Genomic DNA, 21,721 nt, shown 5'->3' with positions numbered 1-21,721 from the left:
TTGCTAACCCATCCATGCATTTGACAAATCATCCGCTAAATTCATTCACAATAGTTCGGGCATAAGGAGTAATGAATCATGAAGAAGACACTATCCGAGTTGACCCCGTTCGTAGGGGATTCGATGAGTTATCTGTACGACGGAAGCAGCAACGAGCATCTTCGCGCCGGAAGCGTATACGCCTTCCACTTGTTTACCGACGGCCCGGGCGAGATGGAGATTGACGGCAAAAAATATCCGATCGAGCGGAGAACGCTTATTTTTCTGCGTCCCGGCCAGCCGCATGCTTTTCATATCCGCCCGTCCCACCCCCTCTCGTCCTATAATCTATATTTCGATTTATGGGACAACGTCAATCCGGTCTCTCCGAACCGCTCTTTCATCCATGCACCCGAGCCTTTAGCGTTTGAACAGAAGGCGGCAGAGTTCCCATGCGATGAGTTGGATCAACTTCCCAGCGTCTTTTCGCTCCGTGCGCATCCCCATCTCTACGACGGATTCGTGATGATCGCCAGAGCCTACGAGGAGATGAAGTTTTACCGCAGCGAAACGGTCAACAGCTTTCTCTACGGCTGGATGCTGTCCTGGTACAACGCTTTGAACGTGCATCAGCCGAGCGATTACCGCATTGTCCGCCTGCTCGAGTATTTGAACAGCCATCCGGAGCACGGACAGACGATTGAAGCATGGTCCCGGTTTTGCGGGCTGAAGCGCACCTATTTCCATGAGCTGTTCCTCCGTGAGACGGGGGTCACCCCGAAGGCGTACCATCATCAGCTCGTCATGAAAAGGGCGGCCCATATGATTGTGGAAAGCGAAGCGAGCATCACAGCCATCGCGGAAAAATTGGGATATCCTTCAATCCACCCGTTTTCCAGGCACTTCAGCGAGCATTACGGCATTTCGCCCAGCCAGTACCGTCTGAATCCGCATAATCGGATCTATATAAGATGAACTAAAGATTTTAGGCTAGGCTCGAAAATTAAAAAAATCGCGTATCCGGCTAATCCGCTGGAATACGCGATTCTCATGTATGGATAAAGGCCTTGTATAAGAAGGTTAAAAGTTGAAGTTATCTGGATCGCCGCCAATGCGGTGATTCCGGATCAATCCATCGATTTGCCGCCTTTCCTCTTCCGTCAATGCAAAATCATCTTAGGCCCAAGATAAACCAGCACCAGGTCAATGTAGAATTCAGGGAACGATCTTATACAGCTTCGATTCTCCGCCTTTGAGCGAAACGTCAAGCGTCCCGCTGGAGGTCTGCGTGCTGCCTGTCCAGAGATCCGTTACCTGAACCGGTTTGGTTCCGGCAAGCGCAACTCCTGCGCGTTTCAGATCGATTTGGCGCGTTGCCGGATCTCCCGTGTAGTTAAAAACGGCCAGGTAGTAAGTGCCCTTATCTTCAAGGACGAACGAATCCGCTGCTTTCGTTCCGGTATTGCCTTCGACCGGCTTGAATGCCTTGCCTTTGACGGCTAGCGCGTTGACTTCCGGATGGATCAGCAGGCTTTCCATGTACTTCCGGGCATCAGGGTTGCTCACGTCATCCGAGTTCAGATACACCGTTCCCGAGATGGCCGCCGCGTTCACCCGCGTCTGCGCCCCTTCGTACGAGCCCCCTTTGACAAGCGTCATGTAATCGGGATCCGTGAAATGATAAATCGTCCCGTTCTGCCACCAGCCGTAAGTCAAATTGTTCAACTGGTATTCCGTACTGCCGAGACTGCCGTCCACGTCGCAGGAAATGCGGCGGCTGTGCGCATACTGGCTCGGGAACAGCGGCGCGATCGACGCGCTGATGAACATGGTTCCTCCCACGGATTTGTCCAAGTAGGCCATGCCTTGGTTGTATGCCTGAATGCCCGTTTGGACCTTCGGATCGTCATGCTTGCCTTCCATGTCACCATGGCTGAGGAAATCCACCTTGATGTATTCAAAACCTTCCTGTTTAAACCGGTTCATGTAATAGTCGATCCTCATCTTCGCGCCCGGATGGGTCGGGTCGACCGCGTAGGCACCATCAAGCTTGGGAAGGACATTGCCGGATGCATCCCGCAGCACGATATCCCCGTAGGTATACTTGCCGTCCGTTCCTTCGACCGTCTGCTTCAGATTGTCGCCCCAATAGACAAAGGGAGAATAGTAGATGCCCGCCTTCTGTCCGTTGGCACGGATCAGCTTCACCAAGTCCGAGAGCTGCTCATCGGTCATGTTATCCCAATAGGAGTCGAGGTTGATGTACACATTGCCGTTGTTGGAAAAGGACTGTTCCTGCAGATGTTCCTTGAAATATTTCGACACGGCCGCGGCTTGGTCGTAGCTGAGATGATCCGCGTATGCTCCCCAGCTGTTCCAACCGACGGGGACGCCGTCCGGAATGTTCGGCCCAAAAGCAAGCGGCGGGGCTATCGCTGCATTCACTTGGCCGTACCCCTCCAGGCCGCTGCGGTAATCATCGTAGAATCCGATGAAAATTTTGGGTGAGGTTACCGTTTTGCCTGTGACGCTCCCATGCGCAAGACTGTCATGCGTTGAGTCTTGTGACGTGAATCCTCCGTATACGCGCAGCTCGTTCAGCTTGTTGTCCGATCCGCTCCAATAGATACCTGTTTTCCAGGTGTCATGCGTTACCGAGCCCAATACGAGGCCTTTCCGGCTGGCGTTATCATAAATCGCCGTAAGCTCGGAACTGACGTAATGGTCGTTGTTCAATCTCGTATTGATGGTTTTGGCCTGATAACGGGACCAGCTGTCGTTATCAAACGGTGTCACCAGAACCCGGTTATCACCATAGCTGCCGATATCGATTCCGCCTCGGGCATGGACGGTGACAGGCGTGATATCGTTCGTGGTCAGGGCTGTCGCTTGCGTCGCTGCCGTCTCTGTCAATACATACGCCCCTCTGTCATAGATGTAAAATATTTGGCTGAGCGTCGGCAGTCCCTTTTCCTCATTGCGGATCGTGACTTTGATTCCTCGGCCCGTCGCATCCTGGAATGGCGTCACGTCTTTTTTGCTGAACACATGGCTCTTGTAATCCGTGCTCGCCACCGTGCGGTCCAAACGAATCGCACTGTATCCGCCCTTGATCACGGGCTTCCGGTTCCAATTGTATTGGGACAGTCCCGAGACGGTATTGTACAGCAGTTCATAGGAAGGATTGGATACCTTGATCCCTTTTTGGTATTCCGTCAGGGTAACCGCCCCGTATTTCGTCACATGAAGCTGTTTGCCCAGATCCCCGATGCTGCCGTCATTGCCGGGACCTCCGTCTCCTTCCGCATCAAACCGCAGTCCGATTTTATCGATATCCGGCGAATAGCCGCCGCCGTCGGCAAAGACGATGGTATTGCTTCCCTGCTTCAGATCCATTTGGATATCATAAGCGCCTACCGTGTCCCAATCTGCCGTCTTAGGAAAATTGAAATTTCCCCCTTCGGCCCCGTTCACCGAAATCAACGCGGAGCGGGGATCTCCTGAAATGTAATGCACCGTCATCGTATAAACGCCGGCTTGGTCAGCCTGAATCCCGTTAAACTGAAGGGTCGATCCTCCGTACAGGTTTCCTGCTTTTTTGCCACCCGAGCAGGTCCCGCAATCGGCTATCGCCGCATTTCCCGTGAATGCATTGGCCGGCGACTCGGCTTCGTAATAAACCACCGGTGACACGGCAGAGGCACTTCCGCCGGTGTTCACTGGAGCTTCAGCCCGGGAAGTCGCGGGTACCGACACGGCAAGTCCTGCAGCCAGCAGGACGGCCAGCAATTTGGGGATGAATCGGTTTCTATTTTTCATGAGCGAACCTCCTCTTTCATTGGCTTTCGCGTTTACGACTCAGCTTCAGTATTTTGGATTCGGCCGGTTCCAAGCTCACCGTGACCCTTGCGCCGGCTTCGCTTTCCATCCCTTCCCATAGATCGTATACCTGATAGAAAGCTGCCTGATCCAGTCCGAGCCGCTCCATGGCAACCGACTTTTGCGCAGGAGAATCCGCATCGAAATTGAAGACGGCCAGATATACCGAATCCGGATCGTTCGGGTGGGTCAGCAGGAAGGCTTCCGAAGCATGCTTGCCGCGGTTCCCTTCCACGGGCACGAATGTCTGCCCTAAGCGGGCAAGCTCCAGGATATCGGGATTCGCAAGCCATTCCTTGGCTCGCCAAGCGGCCTCTTCCTGCCTGAAATCATCGCCGAGCAGCAATACGGTGCCGGAGATGACCGAGGCGGTCAGGCGGCTTCTCCCTTCATGGCGCGTCGTCGGGTCCTGGTTAAAGCTTTTGTAGAGGACCGAATGGTCCGGATCATTGAACCGGTACAGGGTGCCGTTCATCCACCAGCCGTGGGTCAGGGAATTGAGCAGATATTCCGTATCCTCGATCTTGCCGAACACGTCACAGGAAATCCGGCGGCTGTGCGCAAAGGCGTAAGGGAACAGAGGCGCGATGGACAGATTGATGAATACCGGTCTTCCGGCGGCTTCCGGCGACAGCCTGGCGGCTAGATAGGACAGCCCATAATGGTAGGCAGCGATACCGGTCGTTATGTCCGGACGATGATGCTTGCCTTCCAGCGCTCCGTGCGCCATGAAATCGAGCTTAATATATTCGAAGCCTTCGGCAATAAACTTCTCCGCAAACCAATCCATTCTGGCCAGCGTGCCGGGATGCGTCGGATCGATCGCGAGTCCGCCGGCAATATCGGCCAAGATCTCGCCTTCATGATCCCGCAGCAAAATATCCGCATAGGTGTATTTGCCGTCCGTTCCTTCCACGGACTCGCCGAATTGAGCCGGACTCCCCCAGAAGGCAAACGGCGTCCAGTAGGTACCCGGCTTATGCCCATTTTGCCGGACGCGTGCCAGGGCATCCTCCATCTCCGCGGGCGTCAGATTGTCCCCGAATGCGTCGAAGTTGATGTACAGCGTGCCTTCGTTCTGAAAGCCCCGCTCCTGCGTTTCCCGTTTCAAAAAATCGCTGGTCGCCGTGTAAAGTTCGTAATCGAGGCTGCTCATCGCCGCGGACCAGCTGTTCCAGCCGAACGGCACGCCGCCTTCCCAAGTCAGCGAAGGAGCAACCTCCTCGTTGGCCCGTCCGTATGCTTCCATTCCAGCGCGGTAATCATCGTAAAAGCCGACGAATACCAGCGGCGACTCCACTCGCGGTCCATGAACATAACCATGCGGCTGCGTATCGCGCGTCATCTCGCCCGCTGCGCCGGCGTAACATTCGAATTCGTCCAGCGTTCCCGGCTTCTCGCTTTTGACGCGGATGCCTGTTTTCCATACATTATGGCTGAGTGAACCCACAATAAGCCCACGGCGGCTGTGCGGTTGAAAAAGCGCCGTGACCTCATAACTTTCGGTATCCAGCGGAGCCGTTTCGGTAACGTAGCGCACCCATTTATCGTTATCGTACGGCACGCGCAGCACGTGAAGCTCATCATCCTTTGTGGCTGCCTGCTCCAGTGCAACGCCATTTGTGCGAAGCACCGTCAGCCGGTTGCATTTCAGGTCAGCCTCTCCTGACAACACGACACGGGTCAGAAAAAACGGGGAATTCTCATATATCCAAAAATGCTGCTCCAAGGCAGGCAGCGCGTCGGATTCATGCACAATGGTCAAATGAATGCCTGTCCCAAAGCCGTCTTGGACGGTTTCGGGTTCTTCTTTTTTCATGTGGCGGTCATAGTGTCCCGTATGATATTCCCGGCCGTTCCACCGGAATGCGCTGCGTATTTCCTTCCAAGCCAAAACCGTGGTCCCGGCTGCGGAGTACCCGCCGTCGGCCAGATTGATTTCAAGTTCTGCCATTCCATTCGACAAGTGGATCAGGGAATCGGTCTCCCGAACTCCGATCACGTCCGCTTCGCTGCTTCTTATCATTCGCTCTATTTTCCTCCTTGTTCTTCGCGTCATTTCAAACCGCTTGAACGGACCTTCTTATTTCCGGTACGGCTCAGCAGTTGACTACATTATAGAAGAGGAAATAAAGCGCTTTCTATAGAGCGATGTTCCGATTAATACCGGGAATTAACACTTCTTGCGGCGGCGGATTGTTAAAATGCGCTATCCTCTATGGGAAATTTATAAATTCTATAGTCTTCAAAAATCCCGTCAAGCAGCTGCTTTAACCATTGTTTTTATCGGTATCCTACCGTTACAATTTTGACCGGTTGCTCCTGAAATTAAAATGTAATAAACCCTTAAATGAACGAAATGTAAAACGTAAACCCATAGAAATGATTTTGTGCGAAAATGTTCATAAGCAGAATGAAAAAATACCATAAAATGAGAGTAATATGAAGCAAATCTCTCCCGGTTTGCGGTATACCTGATGAATCGGCTCGATGGATTTATTACAACTTTTCGAAAATGAAAGCGTTATATAAATAAGAGAACACGAGGCGGTGAAATTGTGAAAACCAAATCCACGCACTCCGTTGTCGCTGCTGTTTTGACCTTTAGCATCCTGTTGGTGAATTGCGCCGAGGTCAGACGTGCTGCCGATGTATCTTCCAATTCATCCATTAGGCCGTCCAAAGGCACTGTCACCTTAAATAAAAATCTGAATCGTCATGGTGAAGAATTGGAGTAGAGAGAATCGAGTTACTCGTTTCAGGAGAATCCCATACTACCACATATTGGATGATACATTCACCTGCTTCTGAACTAGACTTCCCGTTGTAGAGAAAAAGGCAGCCGACCCAAAAAGCCGGCTGCCTTAATATGTCTTCATTGAGCTATTATCGTTTCCCTTTAGTTGAATGGCTCCCGTTTTTTATATCGTTTACTAGTCTTACATCAGCTTATTAGTACTTCAAGCACCAAAAGACTAGCATATCACTATTATACTTAAATGATTTTAGCCCGGCGACCGCTCTACCCCATGCACAACCGAAAGGAGTCCAGCCGGGGCCACGGTGCTCAGCCCTGTTTACTAGCCGGCTCGGCCGCGTCAGCCGACCCGGCTAGCCCGCCGCCGAACACCTCCTCGACGAGCCTCTGCGTCGCCTTTTGAAATGCCACTGCCAGGGACATTGCGACGTCGTCCACATAGTTCACGGAGGCGGTCAGGGTCTTGCTGCCGTCGGGCGTGCTGTACATCAGTGCCGCGAAGCCCGAAATGCCGCCGTTGTGGGTGATGATGGTACCGTCGCCGTTCGGGCCGGCGTCCTGCACGAACACCCCCAAGCCATAGCCGATTTTGGGATGCGGCTTGCACATCTCGGCCAGTAGCGGGGCCGGGAGCAGCTTGCCGTCCATCAGCGCAGAGATGAACGTGTGGAGATCCTGGGTGGTCGAGATCATGTCGCCACCGGTGGAAATCCACGAGGGATTCTGGCGGGTGATGTCGACCGTCTTCTGCTCGCCGGCGTCCTCGTACCGGTAGTAGGCGTGGGCGTGAGGTCCGGGGATCTCTGGCTGGGTGTCTGGTACCACGGTACCCGACAGCCCAAGCGGCCCCAGAATCAGCCGCTGCATCTCCTCGGCGAGCGAGCTGCCGGTGACCTTCTCGATCAGCAGCCTGGCCAGCACGTAGTTGGTGTTGGAATAGCTCCAGTCCGTTCCCGGCTCGAATCGCACCGGCTTGGACAATGCCAGCCGTACCAGCTCCTCCGGCCGGTAGGTCTTGAACCGGTTGTCTACCCACTCCTGGCCCTGCCAGGGGATCCCCGGCACGACCGTCCCGTCTTCGTAATACTCGCCGGTGAAGTTGAACACCCCGCTGGTGTGTTGCAGCAGCATCCGCACCGTAATCCGCCGGTCCAGCCTGAACTCGGGCAGGTAGTCTACCACCGGGTCGTCGAGCCCGATCCTGCCCTCGGCAACCAATTGCAGCACCACGGTCGCGGTGAAGGTCTTGGTGCTGCTGCCTATCCGGAAGTGCCCGTTTGTAGGCGGCTTCGCCTCCTCGCCCAACCTGCTCACCCCGGCGCTGCCGACCCACTCGCCCTGCTCATCGTGCACGCGCAGCTGCACCCCGAGGAAACCGGAATCGACTATCTCCTGGATGGCCTTCTGCAGCTCCGGGCGATCCTGCCCGGTAGTGAATCTTTTTTCCTTCATATTTTCTGACGAACTAAAATCTTCTGTTGTTATCTTTTCCATTTCGTTTCCCTCACTTTACTTTTTTATCAGTCCTATTGTTTTAAACTATAAACTCTCTCCCGGCTTGGTGTTTTCCTTGATCAAAGAATCTGCTTGTGTTCTTTCACTATAGAAGGCTCCGAAACGTCACCTTTCAGCACTTGGAGCTGCTTGTTGGTTATTGCAGTCCTTTTACTTGAATGGTCTTGGTTTGCATCGAATCCCCTCCCTTAAATGACTGTGACTTTTGACAAATTGGCATCCATGCCTTTGAGGGCAGCAAATGTCAATTTATCCATCGTCGCGCCGTCAAAGCAGATCGTTTTGATCATGCGATAGTACTTCTTAGTAAAGGTAAACCCCGGGTGGAAAGAAACATTATTTAATGTAGCGCCCTTGAACGAAGCGTTGCTTAATCCCGCTCTGTCAAACTTCACGCCGATAAACGTCTGTCCGTCGAAACGCTGCCCGCTCAGATCGGAGTACTTGAAGTCAACCCCGTCAAACAAACAGCCTTCAAATATCGTTGTTTTAAGATCCGTCGTCGTTAACGTGACGTCGGTCAGCCTTACGCCCGTGAATTTCGCTCCGTTAAGATTCGCGCTGCTGAAGTTGGTTCGTACAAGAATCGACTTATTGAAGCTTGCATTTGTCAGGTCAAGCGCAGACAGGTTGCAGTCCGTCAGATTCGTGCCGTCAAAGTTGGCTTCGCGTACGTCGCTTCTCTTAAACGTACTGCCGATCAAATCCGCGCCTGAAAAGTCGGAACCGGAGAGCGCGCTGCCCTTAAACAGTCCTTTATGGGCCGTAACACCCGCTAAGTCACTCTTGGCCAGGTTGCTACCGCTAAAGTTGGTCACGACTTGCTGTTTCAACGAGCGGGTGGTCATTGTCAATTTCTTACTCATTACATTCACATCTCCTTAAAATAAGTTTTCTAACACACGTTTGAACCTTGATCACCTATACATACCAACCGTTGGTATGTATAGGCTTAAAAATAAGCTGCCTTTCGGCAGTTTAGTTTTCTTTGCTGACTTCTCGAGCTGACAAACGGTACAATTCCTCGTATCGTTGAATCATTTGCTCATCGAACAGGTCAAGCCCAAGGCCTTTCAATATTTCATCGAAAAGCCTTACCTTTCGCAACATCATCTCGGGCGTAGCTTGGATGACCGCCGGGTTTAGCCAAAGGTTGGTGAGAATCATCAACGCTTCGCTTAGCTCCCTTGGATAGTCGGTTCGGATCGAACCGTCTCGCATACCCTGTTCGATGATGGGCTGGATATAGAAGGGTACACCTTTTTCGAATATGTTCTCGATCTGTGCCGCCAGTAGCTTCGGATTGCGCAAGAGGTTCGGCGCCGCCGATGCCATTTCGTTCTGGGCTGGATTGCCGAGAGAGACGCGGGAAATCTTGCGAAGCTTTTCCAGTCCGTTCAGCTCCTTGTCGTCCCTGACGCCGGACAGCATCTCGTCAACACCTTTGAACATATGGTCGGTGACAGCCTGCAGGATCTCCTCCTTCGACTTGAAGTGATGGTAAATTGCCCCTTTTGTCAGCCCGCCCAGCTCATTAATGATATCCTGAATAGAGGTCTGCTCGTATCCTTTTTGTATGAACAGGTTAAGAGCCACGGTTAGAATTTGGTTGATTGTTTCTTCAGGATATTTATTCCTTGCCATTCGCTTTCCCCTTTCATACATTCGGTTGGTATGTATCAAATATATCCGATCATCCTTTTAATGTCAACACCAGAAAATCACAGTCATTTGATTTGGGTGTTCGGGCGCGAAGCAGCTCTTCAGTTAGCCTTTCACGATTATTTGAATGTACAAAATGCTCACGTCTCGTAATAACAAACTAACGATTGGCCTAGAACCGTATGAACACTTTCCCTATAAAATTCCATGTATGAGAAGAGATCAAAAGATCCATCACTAAGGCAATTTTTTAAAAGGGTGTTCCTTAGAAAAATAATCATTATTTAGCTAACGGGCTATTTTATTCAACAAGGCAAAATAAAAATTGAAACGCTTGGATCTTTATATCCAAGCATCTTCGTATTCCTATTTGTTATTAGGAATCTATCTGTTTTTTGACATTTTTACAATCCGTACAAGAACATGATTTGAATTTAAAAAGTTTTGGTTGAATGTCATATCAACGTGGTTTGAAAGCGATTGATGGTTGTTGGATATGTATTCTTTACCAAACTAATATATAAGATGCTCCGCTCATTCCATTGCCCCTTTGATTTTCCACCATAAGTATATAATGGTTAATACAAAAAATAGAAATAAAAGACCACACTATTATTGATGACAACGAAACCTTAAGCTTTATAATTTCGAGGACTTTGTCACAAAATACAACATTCTTCATCAAGATTATGAAATCTAAAAATAACTATATTAGAAAATTAATGTAATTTTTGTATATTTTATGTTAATATTTGTAGTTTTTATGATACTATATGAATAATAATTAATTATTTTCCATCAAAGTATATTTTTGTGAATATTTGAAAACAAAATGATGGATGAGTACACATTTTCAAGAAAAGGAAGTGATCCTCCCTATGGCACGATGGCTCCCTCCATGGAGCAATTTATTCACGCACGTCAAATGGTTTGCGCATCAACATCTATGGTACCCCGAATCCATGTCTAAGGTCATCACCCCCGTTTTTCTCTTCTGGCTGGCATTCACGCTTGTAGCATTGCTCATTGCTGCAATATGTAATGAAAAACTGGAGAAATATCGTTTCATTAATCAGTTTCATTTTTTTCTCAATAAGTTAAAGCGGTTTCAATTGACGATATTTCGTATAGGAGTTGGCCTTGGCTTCCTCCTTCAACTCTGTACAGGAACCTATCTATCCCCTTCGTTCGTGTCTAATCACATTTGGGTATACCTCTTTCTTATAGCGGCCATGGTGGGATTATTGCACCGCAAGCTGCTCCTCGGTAGTGGACTGGCACTTACCGCTCTATACATCACCGCCATTGTGAACTACGGAATTTTCCAGGTACTGGACTACGTATTTTATGTTGGAATCATCTATTACTTATGCTTCGTTAACACACGATGGTCCCCCTCCATTAATATGGTTCTCTATTTTTTTACAGGCTTGTCTCTGGCATGGATCGCCATGGAAAAGCTTACGATACCCGAACTTGCTTACTCCCTCGTGCACGATTATCATCTCCCGACTATGGGTTTTTCTGTGGATCAATTTGTTTTGATCAGCGCCTTCATTGAGCTAGGACTTGCTTGGGCATTCATTGTTGGACTTTTAAATCGATTCTCTGCGTTCTTGCTTACGAGTATATTTATCCTTACGACAGCCGTGTTCGGATTTACAGAAATCGTTGGACATACCATCGTACATACCATACTGATCTTGTTCATCATTAACGGTAACGACGGGTTCAAAACTTTCTTTAAATTCCATCGTACCTTGACCATGCGCTGCTTATTTGTGGTCATTAATTTCTGTGTAATGTTATTTGGTTTGTTAACCGTCTATATCTCGTTAGGACAATGGAGCTTTCATATCTAAACCTTTTAACGGTCTGATCCTACGAAAAAAGAAGCCACAACCTAGCATCACGCATAGGTTTCGTGGCTTTTTCTTAGACTAGTCTGACCCCTTGCAGAGATTCTCCGCCGATGCCTGCAGCGGTCAGAAGACCCGCTTATACCTTGCTTCCGCTCCATAACTTCGCAAGTACAAATCATACACCAGTTTATCCGCTCGACGGATCATGTTGATCAAATGCCCCTCATTCATAGGCTGATGCAGGGCCATATCGGGACTATTCACAAGGAACCGAATGCTTTCCATAAAATTGACCGTCTCCAAGTCGGGATGTCCGCGACTATCGCGGGTCAGCTCCAGAAGCTGATTCAGAGACAGCGTATAAGGAGGACTAATCTGCCGATGCTTCTTCATATAAAATGTTCTCAGCGCGTTGTCGATTGCCCAGTTGCATAAAACGAGACAAGGGAATGTCAGCTGGTATTCCAAAAAGATTTTGGTGAAATTCATGCTGGCCTGAACTTCCTCGATGCTGGCAGTACTGCTTTTGACTCCGTTTCTAAGCTGCAAAACATGCGTGCTCCAGTCAAAATACTCCTCTTCTCTGAGACGATACTGTGCTGTCATGGTTATCTTCTCTACTCCTTTTCGCTGTATATCCTTCCCCGCCTTGATGATCCTGAAAAAAAACCGCCGATGCCTGGCGCATCTGCGGTGGTGTCATTGTCATGGAAGTTCGAGATTCATGCCGTCATATGCCACCCGGATTCCATGCGGCTCGAAGATCTCCGTCAAATCCGTGTGGGACAGCTGTGCGTTATGAGAGAAATGGGTAACGACGATGCCGGCGCCCGGATTCAGCATGCCGTATTCGTCGAATCGCTGCTTCGTTTCAAGCACTGCTTCGATATTCATATGGCTCTGACGGTAATCCGATCGTCCCATCGTGCATTCAAGTACGGCCAGATCCAGTTTTTTGTCCTGCAACCAAGCCCAGGTTTCGTCTGGAAACCAGCCGCTGTCATGACCATACAAAATGGCCTTGCCGCCCTTTTCAATGTAATACAAAAGACAGGTCTCGATCGGATCATGGCTCGCCGGAAGCGGTACAACGACCGCCGTCTGCAGCTCCAGCCGTTCAAAAGCCTTCACCCGGCTTAGCACAAATTTCCCCTGAAGCCCTCCGTTGAAATCAAGCGTCTGCTTGATCCGGACCAAAACGGCATCATTCGCATAGACCTGGATTGGATGAGCCAGGGACTGCGCGTAACCCGGAAGCCTGGCAGCCAAATCCTCTGCGTATAGATGATCCGAATGCGAATGGGTGAAGACCAGGTCCTGGATTCGTTCCAGATCCAGCCCGTCCCTCACCATATGCATAAAGGTATCCGGCGGGAAATCAATCTTCAGATCATCGTCCAGCATGACCGATGTACGGGATCGAATCTCCTTTCCGCCGGCCGCCTTCGCTTTGGCGCATAACTCGCACCGGCAAAACAGCGACGGAATGCCTTCAAAAGCCGCCGTCCCCAAAAAGCGTATTATCATTGCATCATCACTCCCTCATTCCAGGCTTTATTCCTGCTGAAGTCTGATCAGTCCTGACGGAGGAAGCTTGAACAGGTGAAGTCCTTCCTCCAAATGAACCGCCACTTTGGATATTTCAGCGCCCATGCAGTCCAGCACGGTCATAGTGCCGCTCACTTCTCCAGCAAGCTGTACCGCAACCGCATCCCGCGAGGTACCGTTTACGAGCAAACAGACTTGATGCTCGCCGCTGAGATGAACGATATGCTCACTGTATACCGCCGCAAGAACACGGCTTCCGTCCGCTGCATATACAACCGGATACATAAATTCCGGTGACTGTGGCTGCAGGTCTCCGTCCAGCAGCAGCTCCCGGTGCTCACGCCAGAAGCTAAGCCAGAAGCCAATCACCCGGCGATGCACCTCCGGAACTTGATCTATCAGGACAGATAACTGCGGCACGGAAAATAGAGAATGAATGAACTGGAGCGCGACATGTTCCGGCTTCTCGTTCCAGTTCCACATCATCATATCCGAATGTACCGCGGTGCTACCGCTCAGAAGGCGAATATCGATCGAACCGATCCGATTCTGACTGTAGTTGTTCGGACAGTCGGCCACCCGGAACATATTGCCGTATTTCCGCATGAGCGGACCGATGTAATTTTGCCGGAACTCGATGATTACATCCGGTTTGATCGCCTTAAGCCGCTGCATCACATCCGAGAGCAGGCGGTCTACCGCCTCTGGAACGGAGTCGTAATCCCGGCCTCCGCCAAGCGAGTATCTCATCTCTTCCGACAGATTAAAGGAATCCACGAAATCCAGTTTGAAACCGTCGATGTTCCAAGTCCGAAGCGCTTCTTCGTAGATACCGATCAAGTATTCGCGAATCTCCGGAAACCGGGGATCCACCACCGCGGTATCCACGCCATAGCTGTTCATGAACTTGCTCTCGAAGCGGCTCCAGGCTTTGGAGTGTTTGCCCACGAACGGGACGGAATACCACAGAATAAATTTCATCCCGAGCTCATGCACCCGATCCACAAAATGACGCATATCGGCGATCCGTTTCGGTGCAACCTCCCAGTCGCCGCAGTAAGCATAGCCGCGCTGGTTATCCTCCGTCTGCCAGCCGTCATCCACGATGACCGCCTCGCAGCCCAGCTCTTTGGCCAGCCTGCACTGCTCTGCAATCTTGTCCGGGTCCAGTTGCTGGTGAAAGCTGTACCAGGTGGAGTACATCGGCATCCGGGCCGTGTCCGGTACCCATGCCGGCGTATATCCCGGCATATCAGCCCACCACCGGCTGACCTCGCGCAGGCAATCGGCATAGAACACCTCTCTCGTGTCGATGCGGATCACGGCCTCATAATGGTCGATCGGTGGACAAGCTTCAGTGAACAATTCCAGCCATACTTCGAGCTCTGCCGTTTCTTCGTGAATGCCTGCCCGCATCCGCAGCGGCCGCATTGCGTCCGAGAAGGCTGCCGTCAGGCGATTGGTTCCTTCGGAATTATACACGGAACACACGGGAGCCAGTGAAGTGGCCTTGGACTCAAGCGGTGTGCTGAAGTCGATCCGCAGTCCCTTTTCCCGGTTGGCCCCCGGATCCCAGTAACCTGATATGTCGATGGCAGGATGCATCCAGGACAGCTGCACCGAGCCTGGAATGCTAGGCTTGTCGGCATCCATGGCAAAGCGGATATATTCCACGCCGTTCATCTCTTCGATGAGCTCCAGGGAGAAACGGAAGTCTTTGTCCTCCGTATGAATGTTAATAAGTCTTGCTCCGGTTTGAAACCGCATGTTGATCCTCCTTGATGTTCTTCCTTATCCTTTGACTGCCGAACTTACGGTTAGAGCATTTTCCACCTGTTCCGAGAACAGCAGATAGATCAGAACCGTCGGAATCGTTGATATGACCATCACCGCTCCCATGGCACCCCAATCCGAAGTAAACTGCGTTTGGAAGTAGAGTAGTCCGAGCGGCAGTGTCTTCAGCGCATTATCGCTGATCATCACGAGAGCGACCAGGAATTCGTTCCATGCATACAGGAAGACGAAGATGCTTACGGAGGCAATCGCAGGCTTCACGAGCGGAACCATAATCTTGAAGAACGTCGTATATACGCTAGCCCCGTCAATCGAGGCGGACTCTTCAATTTCATAAGGCAATGTCCGGAAAAAGGCGAAAAAGATAATCGTCGCAAATGACAGCTGAAAAGCCACGTAAGGCACAATGACGGCCAGGTAACTATTCTGCAGATGAAACGTACGTTCAAGAATCAGTAATGGAATCAGGATGATCTGCATCGGAATAAACATGCCTATGGTCATGTAAATCTTGGCTCCGTTCGCAAGCCGCCACTTCATCCGGGCAGCCGCATAGGAGAACATCAGCGACAGAATGACCGTGAACACCACCGTGCCAACGGATACCACAAGACTATTTTTAAAATAATTCAGCAAATCGAACGCGGAAAACGCGTTTTGATAGTTCTCGAAATGCCATTGCTTCGGAATCCCGAATACATTGGTGGAGAAGATCTCCTCGTTGGTTTTAAAAGAGTAGAACAAAAGCCAAATCAGCGGATATAAGCTAAGCAATACGAACAGTGACAACGGTACATAGATCAGCGTTCGATTCGTCAGTCTTTTTAACATAAGTGCCTCCCCATTTAATAACTGATTTTTTCCCGTGCCACCAATTTGTTAATGAGGATGGTGAACAATAGACATTCAATAACCAATATGGCGGAAGCTGCTGATCCATAGCCGTACTCGCCGGATCTGAATGCCGCTTTGTACATCATAAAGGTAAGCGTGTACGAGATATTGCCCGGTCCGCCGTTCGTCATGACGAACATGTTCTGGAACGCGTTCAGCCCGCCGGTAATCGCGATGATCAAGCAGAATTTATAGGTCTCGCCCAGGAGAGGAATCGTAATTTTCCAATGGGTTTTCCAAAAGGGTGCACCGTCGATTTTGGCAGCCTCGTAGAGATGTTCGGGAATAGACTTGATCGCGGTGTAAATAAGCACCAGTTGGACGCCCATGTTCTGCCATGCATTGGTGAAAGCAATCGCCCAGATCGAGGTATGCTCGCCGCTCAGCCAAGCCTGTTGATAGTCTAGACCCAGTGCGGAAAATATGCTGTTGAGCAGTCCTCCGTCGGCATTGTAGATCGAAATCCAGAGCTGCGACACGACGACGCCCGAGAGAACGACCGGAATGAAATAGCTTGTCTTAAAAAACTTGCGGCCTCGAATGCTCTTGTTACTGAGCGCAATCGCCAAAATTGTTCCAAGTCCCATCTGATAAACGACCAGGACAAAGGCAAAGATAAGGCCGTTCTTCAATGAAACCCAAAAGTCGTCATCCGTCAGCAGCCGTTTATAGTTATCCATCCCGATAAAAGTCGCCGGGGTCAGCCCATCCCAATCAAAAAAGCTTTTCTGAAACGTTTGAATAATGGGAACGATAACGATCACCGTAAAAAAGAGCAATGTGGGAACCGTAAATACGAGTAGCGCTAAATTATACTTCTGTCTGGATGTCATATTCTCCCTCCCCTTGAAAAACAGGTCATCCAAGAAAGACAAGGATAACCTGTTCTCACCTACCTTATTTATTTACGAGCCGTTTCCAGCGCTTTGTTCATGTCTTTGATGAAGTCTTCTGAGGATTGTCCGGCAAGCAATTTTTGCGTATTATCTTCCACCGCCGTCTTGAACTTCGCGTTCTCGTATCCCCAAGCAAACGTCGTCATGGTTTTGAAATTCACCGAATCGTCCGCATATTGCTGCTGAATCGGTGAAAGTCCCTTTTCCGGAGTGACCTTTTCAGCCAGAATCGAGTTAGGATCGGACAGCAGGATAACGCGCTGCTTCGCGAATTCAAGGGAGAACAATGCAGCATATTTCACGGCCACATCTTTGTTTTTCGAGTTTTTGGAAACCGCGAACCCTTGGTTGAATCCTCCACCGCTCAGGTTCCATTTCACTTGATCCACCTTATCTGCATCAGCCAGCGGAGTATACAAAATGCCGACCTTATCACCCATGAGCGAGTCCAGGTTGCTCATCGACCATGCGCCGTTCATGTACATCGCCGCTTTGCCGGAGCTGAACTGAGCCGCAGCATCGTCTGCCGTCGTGTTGAATGCATTTTTAGAGATGAGTCCGGCCTTGGTAAGCTCTTCTAATTTTTGTGCGCCCTTCACGTATGCTTCATCGGAGAATGTGCCTTCTCCGTTATCCAATTTCTTCAGACCGCCCGGTTCGGATCCTACGACCGCCATGTCGAGCAACAGCACCGCCGGCCATTTTTCTTTGGCGAATACCTCGAGCGGCGTGATCTTCTTCGCATTGAAGGCTTTGACGGCTTCCAAAAATTCATCGTAATTCGTTGGTACCTTCACATTGTTTTGGCTGAACAATTCTTTGTTGTAATAAATGAGTCCGGCCCACTGTCCAACGTTCGGTACCGCGTAGGAATGTCCGTCCTTGTTCCACATCATCGGCTTTGCGCTTTCATTCAGCTTATCTTCAAGATTATTTTCCTTGATCACATCGTCCATCGTCGCCAGATTGTCTGATTTCTTAAGCGTCTCGATCAAACCGCTGGATGCGTAGAAAATGTCCGGCAAGCTGCCTGCCGCCGCATACGTTTTAATCTTTTGCTCATCATCCTGAGCGGAGACCTCGAAGTCCACGCTTACTTCAGGCATGACCTTCTTCATCGCTTCTGCGGCCGCATCGTACACAGCCTTATCGGGATCACTGTACTGCGCGTAAAATTTCAGCTTCACGGATTTCGCCGCTGGCGTAGAGCCGCCCGCATCTGTCTTGCTGTCCGCCCCTGCATCGCTGGATTTATCGCCTGATCCGCATGCGGAAAGTGCGAGCACAAGCATGGAGAGTACCAACAGCATCGAAGCCGGTTTTTTAACATTGAATTTCATCGATTTTCCCCCTCTTTATGTGTTCGATATGATTTCATTTTAATGAAAACGCTATCTTTCCAACAATGGAGGAATCGGAACTGATTTGTATATTTCGACATCTTTATCTCGTGACCTCATATTCGCTCGGCGATAAACCAGTATGTTTTTTGAACGTTTTGCTGAAATGGGCCAAGTCGCTGTAACCCACCATTTCCGCGATGCTTGATAACCGCAAATTCCGGCCGGAACTGAGAAGTTCTTTTGCCTTTTTGATTCGGGTCTCCACGATATAGTCGCTGACACTCATCCCGAGTCCTTCCTTGAAGATCTTGAGCAGGTACCTCGGCTGAATCAAAAAATGGCGCGAGATATCCTCAACCTTGAGCTGGCTGTCCGCATAATGCGTGTCAATATACTCCCGGGCCAGCGTGAGCGTTTTATTCGACTTGGAGCGTTTGACATTCCTGGAATGCTCCAGAACCTTCATATACAATTCATGCATCCATTCGAAGGCCGCCTCGAGCGACGGCTTATTCGTGATTTCCTCGAACGGGGAAAAGCCCGTGGGGAAAATGTCGTTTACATGCTTGCCTAATTCATGCACATAGGTCAGGCAAAGCGATACAAGCCCCGCCAAAATCATATGGATGTAATCGCCGGATAATTGATTGGTTCGGATATAATTCTGGATGGCTTCCAGCGTATCCTTGATCTTCGCCTCTTCATGCAGCCTGAGCTGGATCAGCAGGTTCTCGTTCATCTCGCTCGGGTAAAAGCCGATATTGGCCGGTCTGGATACGAGATTCTCGTACTTCAGCACATCGTCCAAATTCATGGAAATCCGGTTTCGCAGCGCGACAACCGACTCCTTATAAGACTGGCGGATCGAAGCCATCCCGCTGCCCGCGCGCCCCGCTCCCACCGTCACGCTGAAACCGAAATGCTTTTTCAGAATCGAATACAGCTTCACAAAGCCATCCTCCGAAAGGCTGACATTCTCTTCATGGTCGTATTGCAGCAGCATGATGATCCGGTTCTCCGGACCGTTAAAGATGTGGTGCTTCCCTTCGATTTGAATCAGATCGCCCAGCAGGCTGGACACGGTTGATTTACGCAGGCGTACCTCGGCAGTATGAAGCAGCTCCTCCTGAAGGCCATCGATCTCCACGGAAATGACCTGGAATACTCCTCCATACTCCTGCATGTCCAGTCTCTCCATTTGCTCCTGGATCATTTCGCTGTCCCCCGCGTCATCATTGCTGATCAGCAGGTTCAGAAAGCTTTCTCTCAGCGCAGCCTTCTCCTTCTCCGTCTTGCTGCGTTCGGACTGCAGCTTTTCAATGGAGCTCTTGACTTTCGCTAGGGCCACGAGCAGCTCCTCTTCGTCAAAGGGCTTTAGGATATAATCATCCACGCCGATTTTCAGCGCTTTGCGGGCATATTCAAACTCGCTGTGACCGGTGACCAGTACAACAAATGTCGATGGATACTTCTCTTTGACTTTGGCTGCCAACTCCATCCCGTTCATGTAAGGCATGTTAATATCCACGATCGCAATATCTGGCAGCGTCTCTTCCACCAGCTTCAGCGCTTCGAGCCCGTTTTTAGCCTCGCCGCACAGTTCGAAGCCATGTGCGTTCCAGTCGATGACACATTTGAAATAAGCACGGAATCTGGCTTCGTCATCAGCAAAAATCACTTTATACATTGTACGTTTCTCCTTTCGAGAGCGGAATCATGACAGTGACTTCAGCGCCTGTCCCCAGCGTGCTGTGGATGCGGATGCCGTACCGGTCCCCAAAATAAAGCCTGATCCGCTCATCCACGCTTTTCAGGCCAAAGGATTCGCTTCCCTCCTTGCCCTTCTTGAACCATTCCAACTGTTCCGGTGAAAATCCGATTCCATTATCTATAACCTTCAGCTCCATTGCCTCTTCCTTTTGACGGCCTTCGATGATGATATGACCAAAGCTTCCCTTCTCCTTCAGTCCGTGATAAATCGCATTTTCGACTAGCGGCTGCAGGGTCAGCTTAGGGATGGAATAACCCATGAGCTCAGCGGGAACGTCGATCCGGAAGTCGAAGAGGTCGGAATATCTGGCGGTTTGGATATAGAGATAGCTGTGAAGATTCTGAATTTCCTCGCGAACGGTGATGATTTCCTTGCCGTTACTGAGCGCAACCCGGTAGAAATCCGCCAGTGCCTTCGTCGCCTTGCCGGCCTCCTCGCTTTCTCCGGTTTTGCATAGCACATAGATCAAATCCAGCGTGTTATAGAAAAAATGCGGCTTAATCTGCTCCTGTATAAGCGCGAGCTCATATTCCCGCTTCAGCTTCTGTTCGTCTCTCACCTTCATAATCAGGTCATTGATCCTGCCGAGCATCATATTCAGTCCCGCTCCTAGCATGCCGACCTCATCCCTGCTTTTGACTTCCACCGGACGGTCGATATTCTCGTCCCGAATGCGGTTCATATGCTTCGCAAGCGCCATGATCGGCGCCGCAATCACGCCGGACAAGATGATGGATCCGAGCAGCGCGAGCAAAAAACACAGGCCGCCGACGATCACAATGATCCTGGACACTTTACGCGTCTCCCGGGTCAGGTCGGTAAGCGAAATCTCATCGACGAGCTTCCAATCCGAGTGGCCGAAAGGCATGGCCGTCAACAAGATTTTTTCACCGTTATCCTTCCGGGTTTCTTCGAGTACGGTATCCTGCGACATGATCTCCTTCTTTCGGGCAGATTCAAGCGGCTTCAGAACCTGTTTCTCATCCCCCGAAGAGATAATGGTGCCGCGTGAGTCCACGATATAATAACCGGTAGACAAATCCGGACCAACCGGGTTATACACATTTGAAAGCGTTTTCTCGTTGATGTTGACGAACAGGTATCCAAGCGTTTCCATCGTCTCCATGTCGAGTATCTTCTTGCCTACGGTCAGCACCGGCTTCCCCTCATCCAGCACCCAGAAATTTCGTTTCTGCATCGGGAACCAAATCATGATGCCGTTACTGTGCTCGACCTTTTGGAACATATCGCTTGTAAACCCGGTTGTGCTTCCATTCATGAGCCTGGCATCGGTGGTATACATGTTTTGATTGCGGTCGATAAATACGGCCGACTCTACCTCGCGGAAAATCAGCTGGGCGAAATCAAGCTTGTTCTCGATCTGGTTTCGCAGCATATGATCCTCGCTCATCGGCAGTTCGCCGTCATTTTTGGCCTTCAACTCCAGCGTCTTCAGCTTCACTTCCTTGTTCAAATCCAGCATGGCGATGTTGGCGAAGCTCTCAGCGTTACTCATGATCGTATCAATCCGGGTGGTAATAAGCCGCGATTCATCCAGCATATTTTTCTTGGTTTTGCTGACGATCGAATTCGTATTGGCGGTATAAGAAAAGAGTCCCAGCAGCACCAGCGGAATGACCATTAGCGGCAGGTACACAAAAATGATTTTATTCTGAATCCTTTGGTTCCGAAACCACTTGAATTTACCGGTCTGCATCCTATCGATTCATCCTCCGATTCTCTCATTTCATGTCAGGCTTCAATAATGGTATGCTTGATTCCATATACCGTCAAGTATCGACATTTCAACCTCTTTTTGC

The 21,721-nt window shown here is 50.2% G+C and carries 16 protein-coding genes; 3 read left to right on the top strand and 13 right to left on the bottom strand.

Annotation, left to right across the window (positions count from 1 at the left end):
* The first annotated feature begins 78 nt into the window (after nt 1–78).
* On the top strand, nt 79–954 hold the full coding sequence (locus GRF59_RS26885) for a helix-turn-helix transcriptional regulator (RefSeq protein ID WP_160500796.1): 876 nt from the start codon (nt 79–81) through the stop codon (nt 952–954).
* 240 nt (nt 955–1,194) lie between these two features.
* Here GRF59_RS26885 and GRF59_RS26880 read toward each other — a convergent pair whose 3' ends face one another.
* Both GRF59_RS26880 and GRF59_RS26875 read right to left on the bottom strand, forming a co-directional pair.
* Nucleotides 1,195–3,798: a carbohydrate-binding protein gene (locus GRF59_RS26880; RefSeq protein WP_160500795.1), complete on the bottom strand. Its 2,604-nt coding sequence runs from the start codon at nt 3,796–3,798 to the stop codon at nt 1,195–1,197.
* A 16-nt stretch (nt 3,799–3,814) separates the two neighbouring features.
* On the bottom strand, nt 3,815–5,884 hold the full coding sequence (locus tag GRF59_RS26875; protein WP_160500794.1) for an alpha-galactosidase: 2,070 nt from the start codon (nt 5,882–5,884) through the stop codon (nt 3,815–3,817).
* 532 nt (nt 5,885–6,416) lie between these two features.
* Between GRF59_RS26875 and GRF59_RS26870 the strand changes: the two genes are divergently transcribed.
* Nucleotides 6,417–6,596, top strand: coding sequence for a hypothetical protein (locus GRF59_RS26870; RefSeq protein ID WP_160500793.1), 180 nt, complete (start codon nt 6,417–6,419; stop codon nt 6,594–6,596).
* Nucleotides 6,597–6,925: 329 nt separating this feature from the next.
* On the opposite strand, the gene GRF59_RS26865 is transcribed toward GRF59_RS26870, so the two are convergent.
* The 3 genes from GRF59_RS26865 to GRF59_RS26855 form a co-directional block, all read right to left on the bottom strand.
* Complete coding sequence (locus GRF59_RS26865) at nt 6,926–8,068, bottom strand: serine hydrolase domain-containing protein (RefSeq protein ID WP_160500883.1); 1,143 nt, start codon at nt 8,066–8,068, stop codon at nt 6,926–6,928.
* A 251-nt stretch (nt 8,069–8,319) separates the two neighbouring features.
* Nucleotides 8,320–8,997, bottom strand: a complete 678-nt coding sequence (locus GRF59_RS26860) for a pentapeptide repeat-containing protein (protein ID WP_160500792.1) — start codon at nt 8,995–8,997, stop codon at nt 8,320–8,322.
* Between the two features lie 112 nt (nt 8,998–9,109).
* On the bottom strand, nt 9,110–9,775 hold the full coding sequence (locus GRF59_RS26855; protein ID WP_160500791.1) for a TetR/AcrR family transcriptional regulator: 666 nt from the start codon (nt 9,773–9,775) through the stop codon (nt 9,110–9,112).
* Between the two features lie 896 nt (nt 9,776–10,671).
* Between GRF59_RS26855 and GRF59_RS26850 the strand changes: the two genes are divergently transcribed.
* Nucleotides 10,672–11,655, top strand: coding sequence for a hypothetical protein (locus GRF59_RS26850; protein ID WP_160500790.1), 984 nt, complete (start codon nt 10,672–10,674; stop codon nt 11,653–11,655).
* 123 nt (nt 11,656–11,778) lie between these two features.
* Here GRF59_RS26850 and GRF59_RS26845 read toward each other — a convergent pair whose 3' ends face one another.
* From GRF59_RS26845 to GRF59_RS26810, 8 genes are all read right to left on the bottom strand, one after another.
* Nucleotides 11,779–12,261, bottom strand: coding sequence for a hypothetical protein (locus tag GRF59_RS26845; protein WP_160500789.1), 483 nt, complete (start codon nt 12,259–12,261; stop codon nt 11,779–11,781).
* A gap of 99 nt (nt 12,262–12,360) precedes the next feature.
* Nucleotides 12,361–13,182 (bottom strand): MBL fold metallo-hydrolase, encoded by an 822-nt coding sequence (locus GRF59_RS26840; RefSeq protein WP_160500788.1) that lies wholly within the window; start codon nt 13,180–13,182, stop codon nt 12,361–12,363.
* A 27-nt stretch (nt 13,183–13,209) separates the two neighbouring features.
* Entirely contained in the window at nt 13,210–14,970 is a 1,761-nt protein-coding gene (locus GRF59_RS26835; RefSeq protein WP_160500787.1) for a glycoside hydrolase family 36 protein, read from the bottom strand.
* A gap of 24 nt (nt 14,971–14,994) precedes the next feature.
* Nucleotides 14,995–15,828 (bottom strand): carbohydrate ABC transporter permease, encoded by an 834-nt coding sequence (locus GRF59_RS26830; protein ID WP_160500786.1) that lies wholly within the window; start codon nt 15,826–15,828, stop codon nt 14,995–14,997.
* Between the two features lie 14 nt (nt 15,829–15,842).
* Entirely contained in the window at nt 15,843–16,724 is an 882-nt protein-coding gene (locus GRF59_RS26825) for a carbohydrate ABC transporter permease (RefSeq protein ID WP_160500785.1), read from the bottom strand.
* Between the two features lie 68 nt (nt 16,725–16,792).
* Nucleotides 16,793–18,127, bottom strand: a complete 1,335-nt coding sequence (locus GRF59_RS26820) for an ABC transporter substrate-binding protein (protein ID WP_160500784.1) — start codon at nt 18,125–18,127, stop codon at nt 16,793–16,795.
* A 103-nt stretch (nt 18,128–18,230) separates the two neighbouring features.
* A complete protein-coding gene (locus tag GRF59_RS26815) occupies nt 18,231–19,817 on the bottom strand; it encodes a response regulator (RefSeq protein ID WP_160500783.1) in 1,587 nt (528 codons plus the stop codon).
* Nucleotides 19,810–21,618 (bottom strand): sensor histidine kinase, encoded by a 1,809-nt coding sequence (locus tag GRF59_RS26810; RefSeq protein ID WP_160500782.1) that lies wholly within the window; start codon nt 21,616–21,618, stop codon nt 19,810–19,812. Before GRF59_RS26810 ends, GRF59_RS26815 begins: the two co-directional genes overlap by 8 nt.
* Nucleotides 21,619–21,721: the final 103 nt, after the last annotated feature.

Origin of the sequence: Paenibacillus dendrobii (assembly GCF_009807035.1) — a bacterium.
GTDB lineage: Bacteria > Bacillota > Bacilli > Paenibacillales > Paenibacillaceae > Paenibacillus_AQ > Paenibacillus_AQ dendrobii.
Note: the sequence above shows the minus strand (reverse complement) of the source record. Positions and strands in the feature narration are given on the sequence as shown.

What these genes read in the sequence shown, in the direction of transcription:
- GRF59_RS26885 (WP_160500796.1), top strand. Translation starts at nt 79, where the DNA reads ATGAAGAAGACACTATCCGAGTTGACCCCGTTCGTAGGGGATTCGATG.
- GRF59_RS26880 (WP_160500795.1), bottom strand. Translation starts at nt 3,798, where the DNA reads ATGAAAAATAGAAACCGATTCATCCCCAAATTGCTGGCCGTCCTGCTG.
- GRF59_RS26875 (WP_160500794.1), bottom strand. Translation starts at nt 5,884, where the DNA reads ATGATAAGAAGCAGCGAAGCGGACGTGATCGGAGTTCGGGAGACCGAT.
- GRF59_RS26865 (WP_160500883.1), bottom strand. Translation starts at nt 8,068, where the DNA reads ATGAAGGAAAAAAGATTCACTACCGGGCAGGATCGCCCGGAGCTGCAG.
- GRF59_RS26860 (WP_160500792.1), bottom strand. Translation starts at nt 8,997, where the DNA reads ATGAGTAAGAAATTGACAATGACCACCCGCTCGTTGAAACAGCAAGTC.
- GRF59_RS26855 (WP_160500791.1), bottom strand. Translation starts at nt 9,775, where the DNA reads ATGGCAAGGAATAAATATCCTGAAGAAACAATCAACCAAATTCTAACC.
- GRF59_RS26850 (WP_160500790.1), top strand. Translation starts at nt 10,672, where the DNA reads ATGGCACGATGGCTCCCTCCATGGAGCAATTTATTCACGCACGTCAAA.
- GRF59_RS26845 (WP_160500789.1), bottom strand. Translation starts at nt 12,261, where the DNA reads ATGACAGCACAGTATCGTCTCAGAGAAGAGGAGTATTTTGACTGGAGC.
- GRF59_RS26840 (WP_160500788.1), bottom strand. Translation starts at nt 13,182, where the DNA reads ATGATAATACGCTTTTTGGGGACGGCGGCTTTTGAAGGCATTCCGTCG.
- GRF59_RS26835 (WP_160500787.1), bottom strand. Translation starts at nt 14,970, where the DNA reads ATGCGGTTTCAAACCGGAGCAAGACTTATTAACATTCATACGGAGGAC.
- GRF59_RS26830 (WP_160500786.1), bottom strand. Translation starts at nt 15,828, where the DNA reads ATGTTAAAAAGACTGACGAATCGAACGCTGATCTATGTACCGTTGTCA.
- GRF59_RS26825 (WP_160500785.1), bottom strand. Translation starts at nt 16,724, where the DNA reads ATGACATCCAGACAGAAGTATAATTTAGCGCTACTCGTATTTACGGTT.
- GRF59_RS26820 (WP_160500784.1), bottom strand. Translation starts at nt 18,127, where the DNA reads ATGAAATTCAATGTTAAAAAACCGGCTTCGATGCTGTTGGTACTCTCC.
- GRF59_RS26815 (WP_160500783.1), bottom strand. Translation starts at nt 19,817, where the DNA reads ATGTATAAAGTGATTTTTGCTGATGACGAAGCCAGATTCCGTGCTTAT.
- GRF59_RS26810 (WP_160500782.1), bottom strand. Translation starts at nt 21,618, where the DNA reads ATGCAGACCGGTAAATTCAAGTGGTTTCGGAACCAAAGGATTCAGAAT.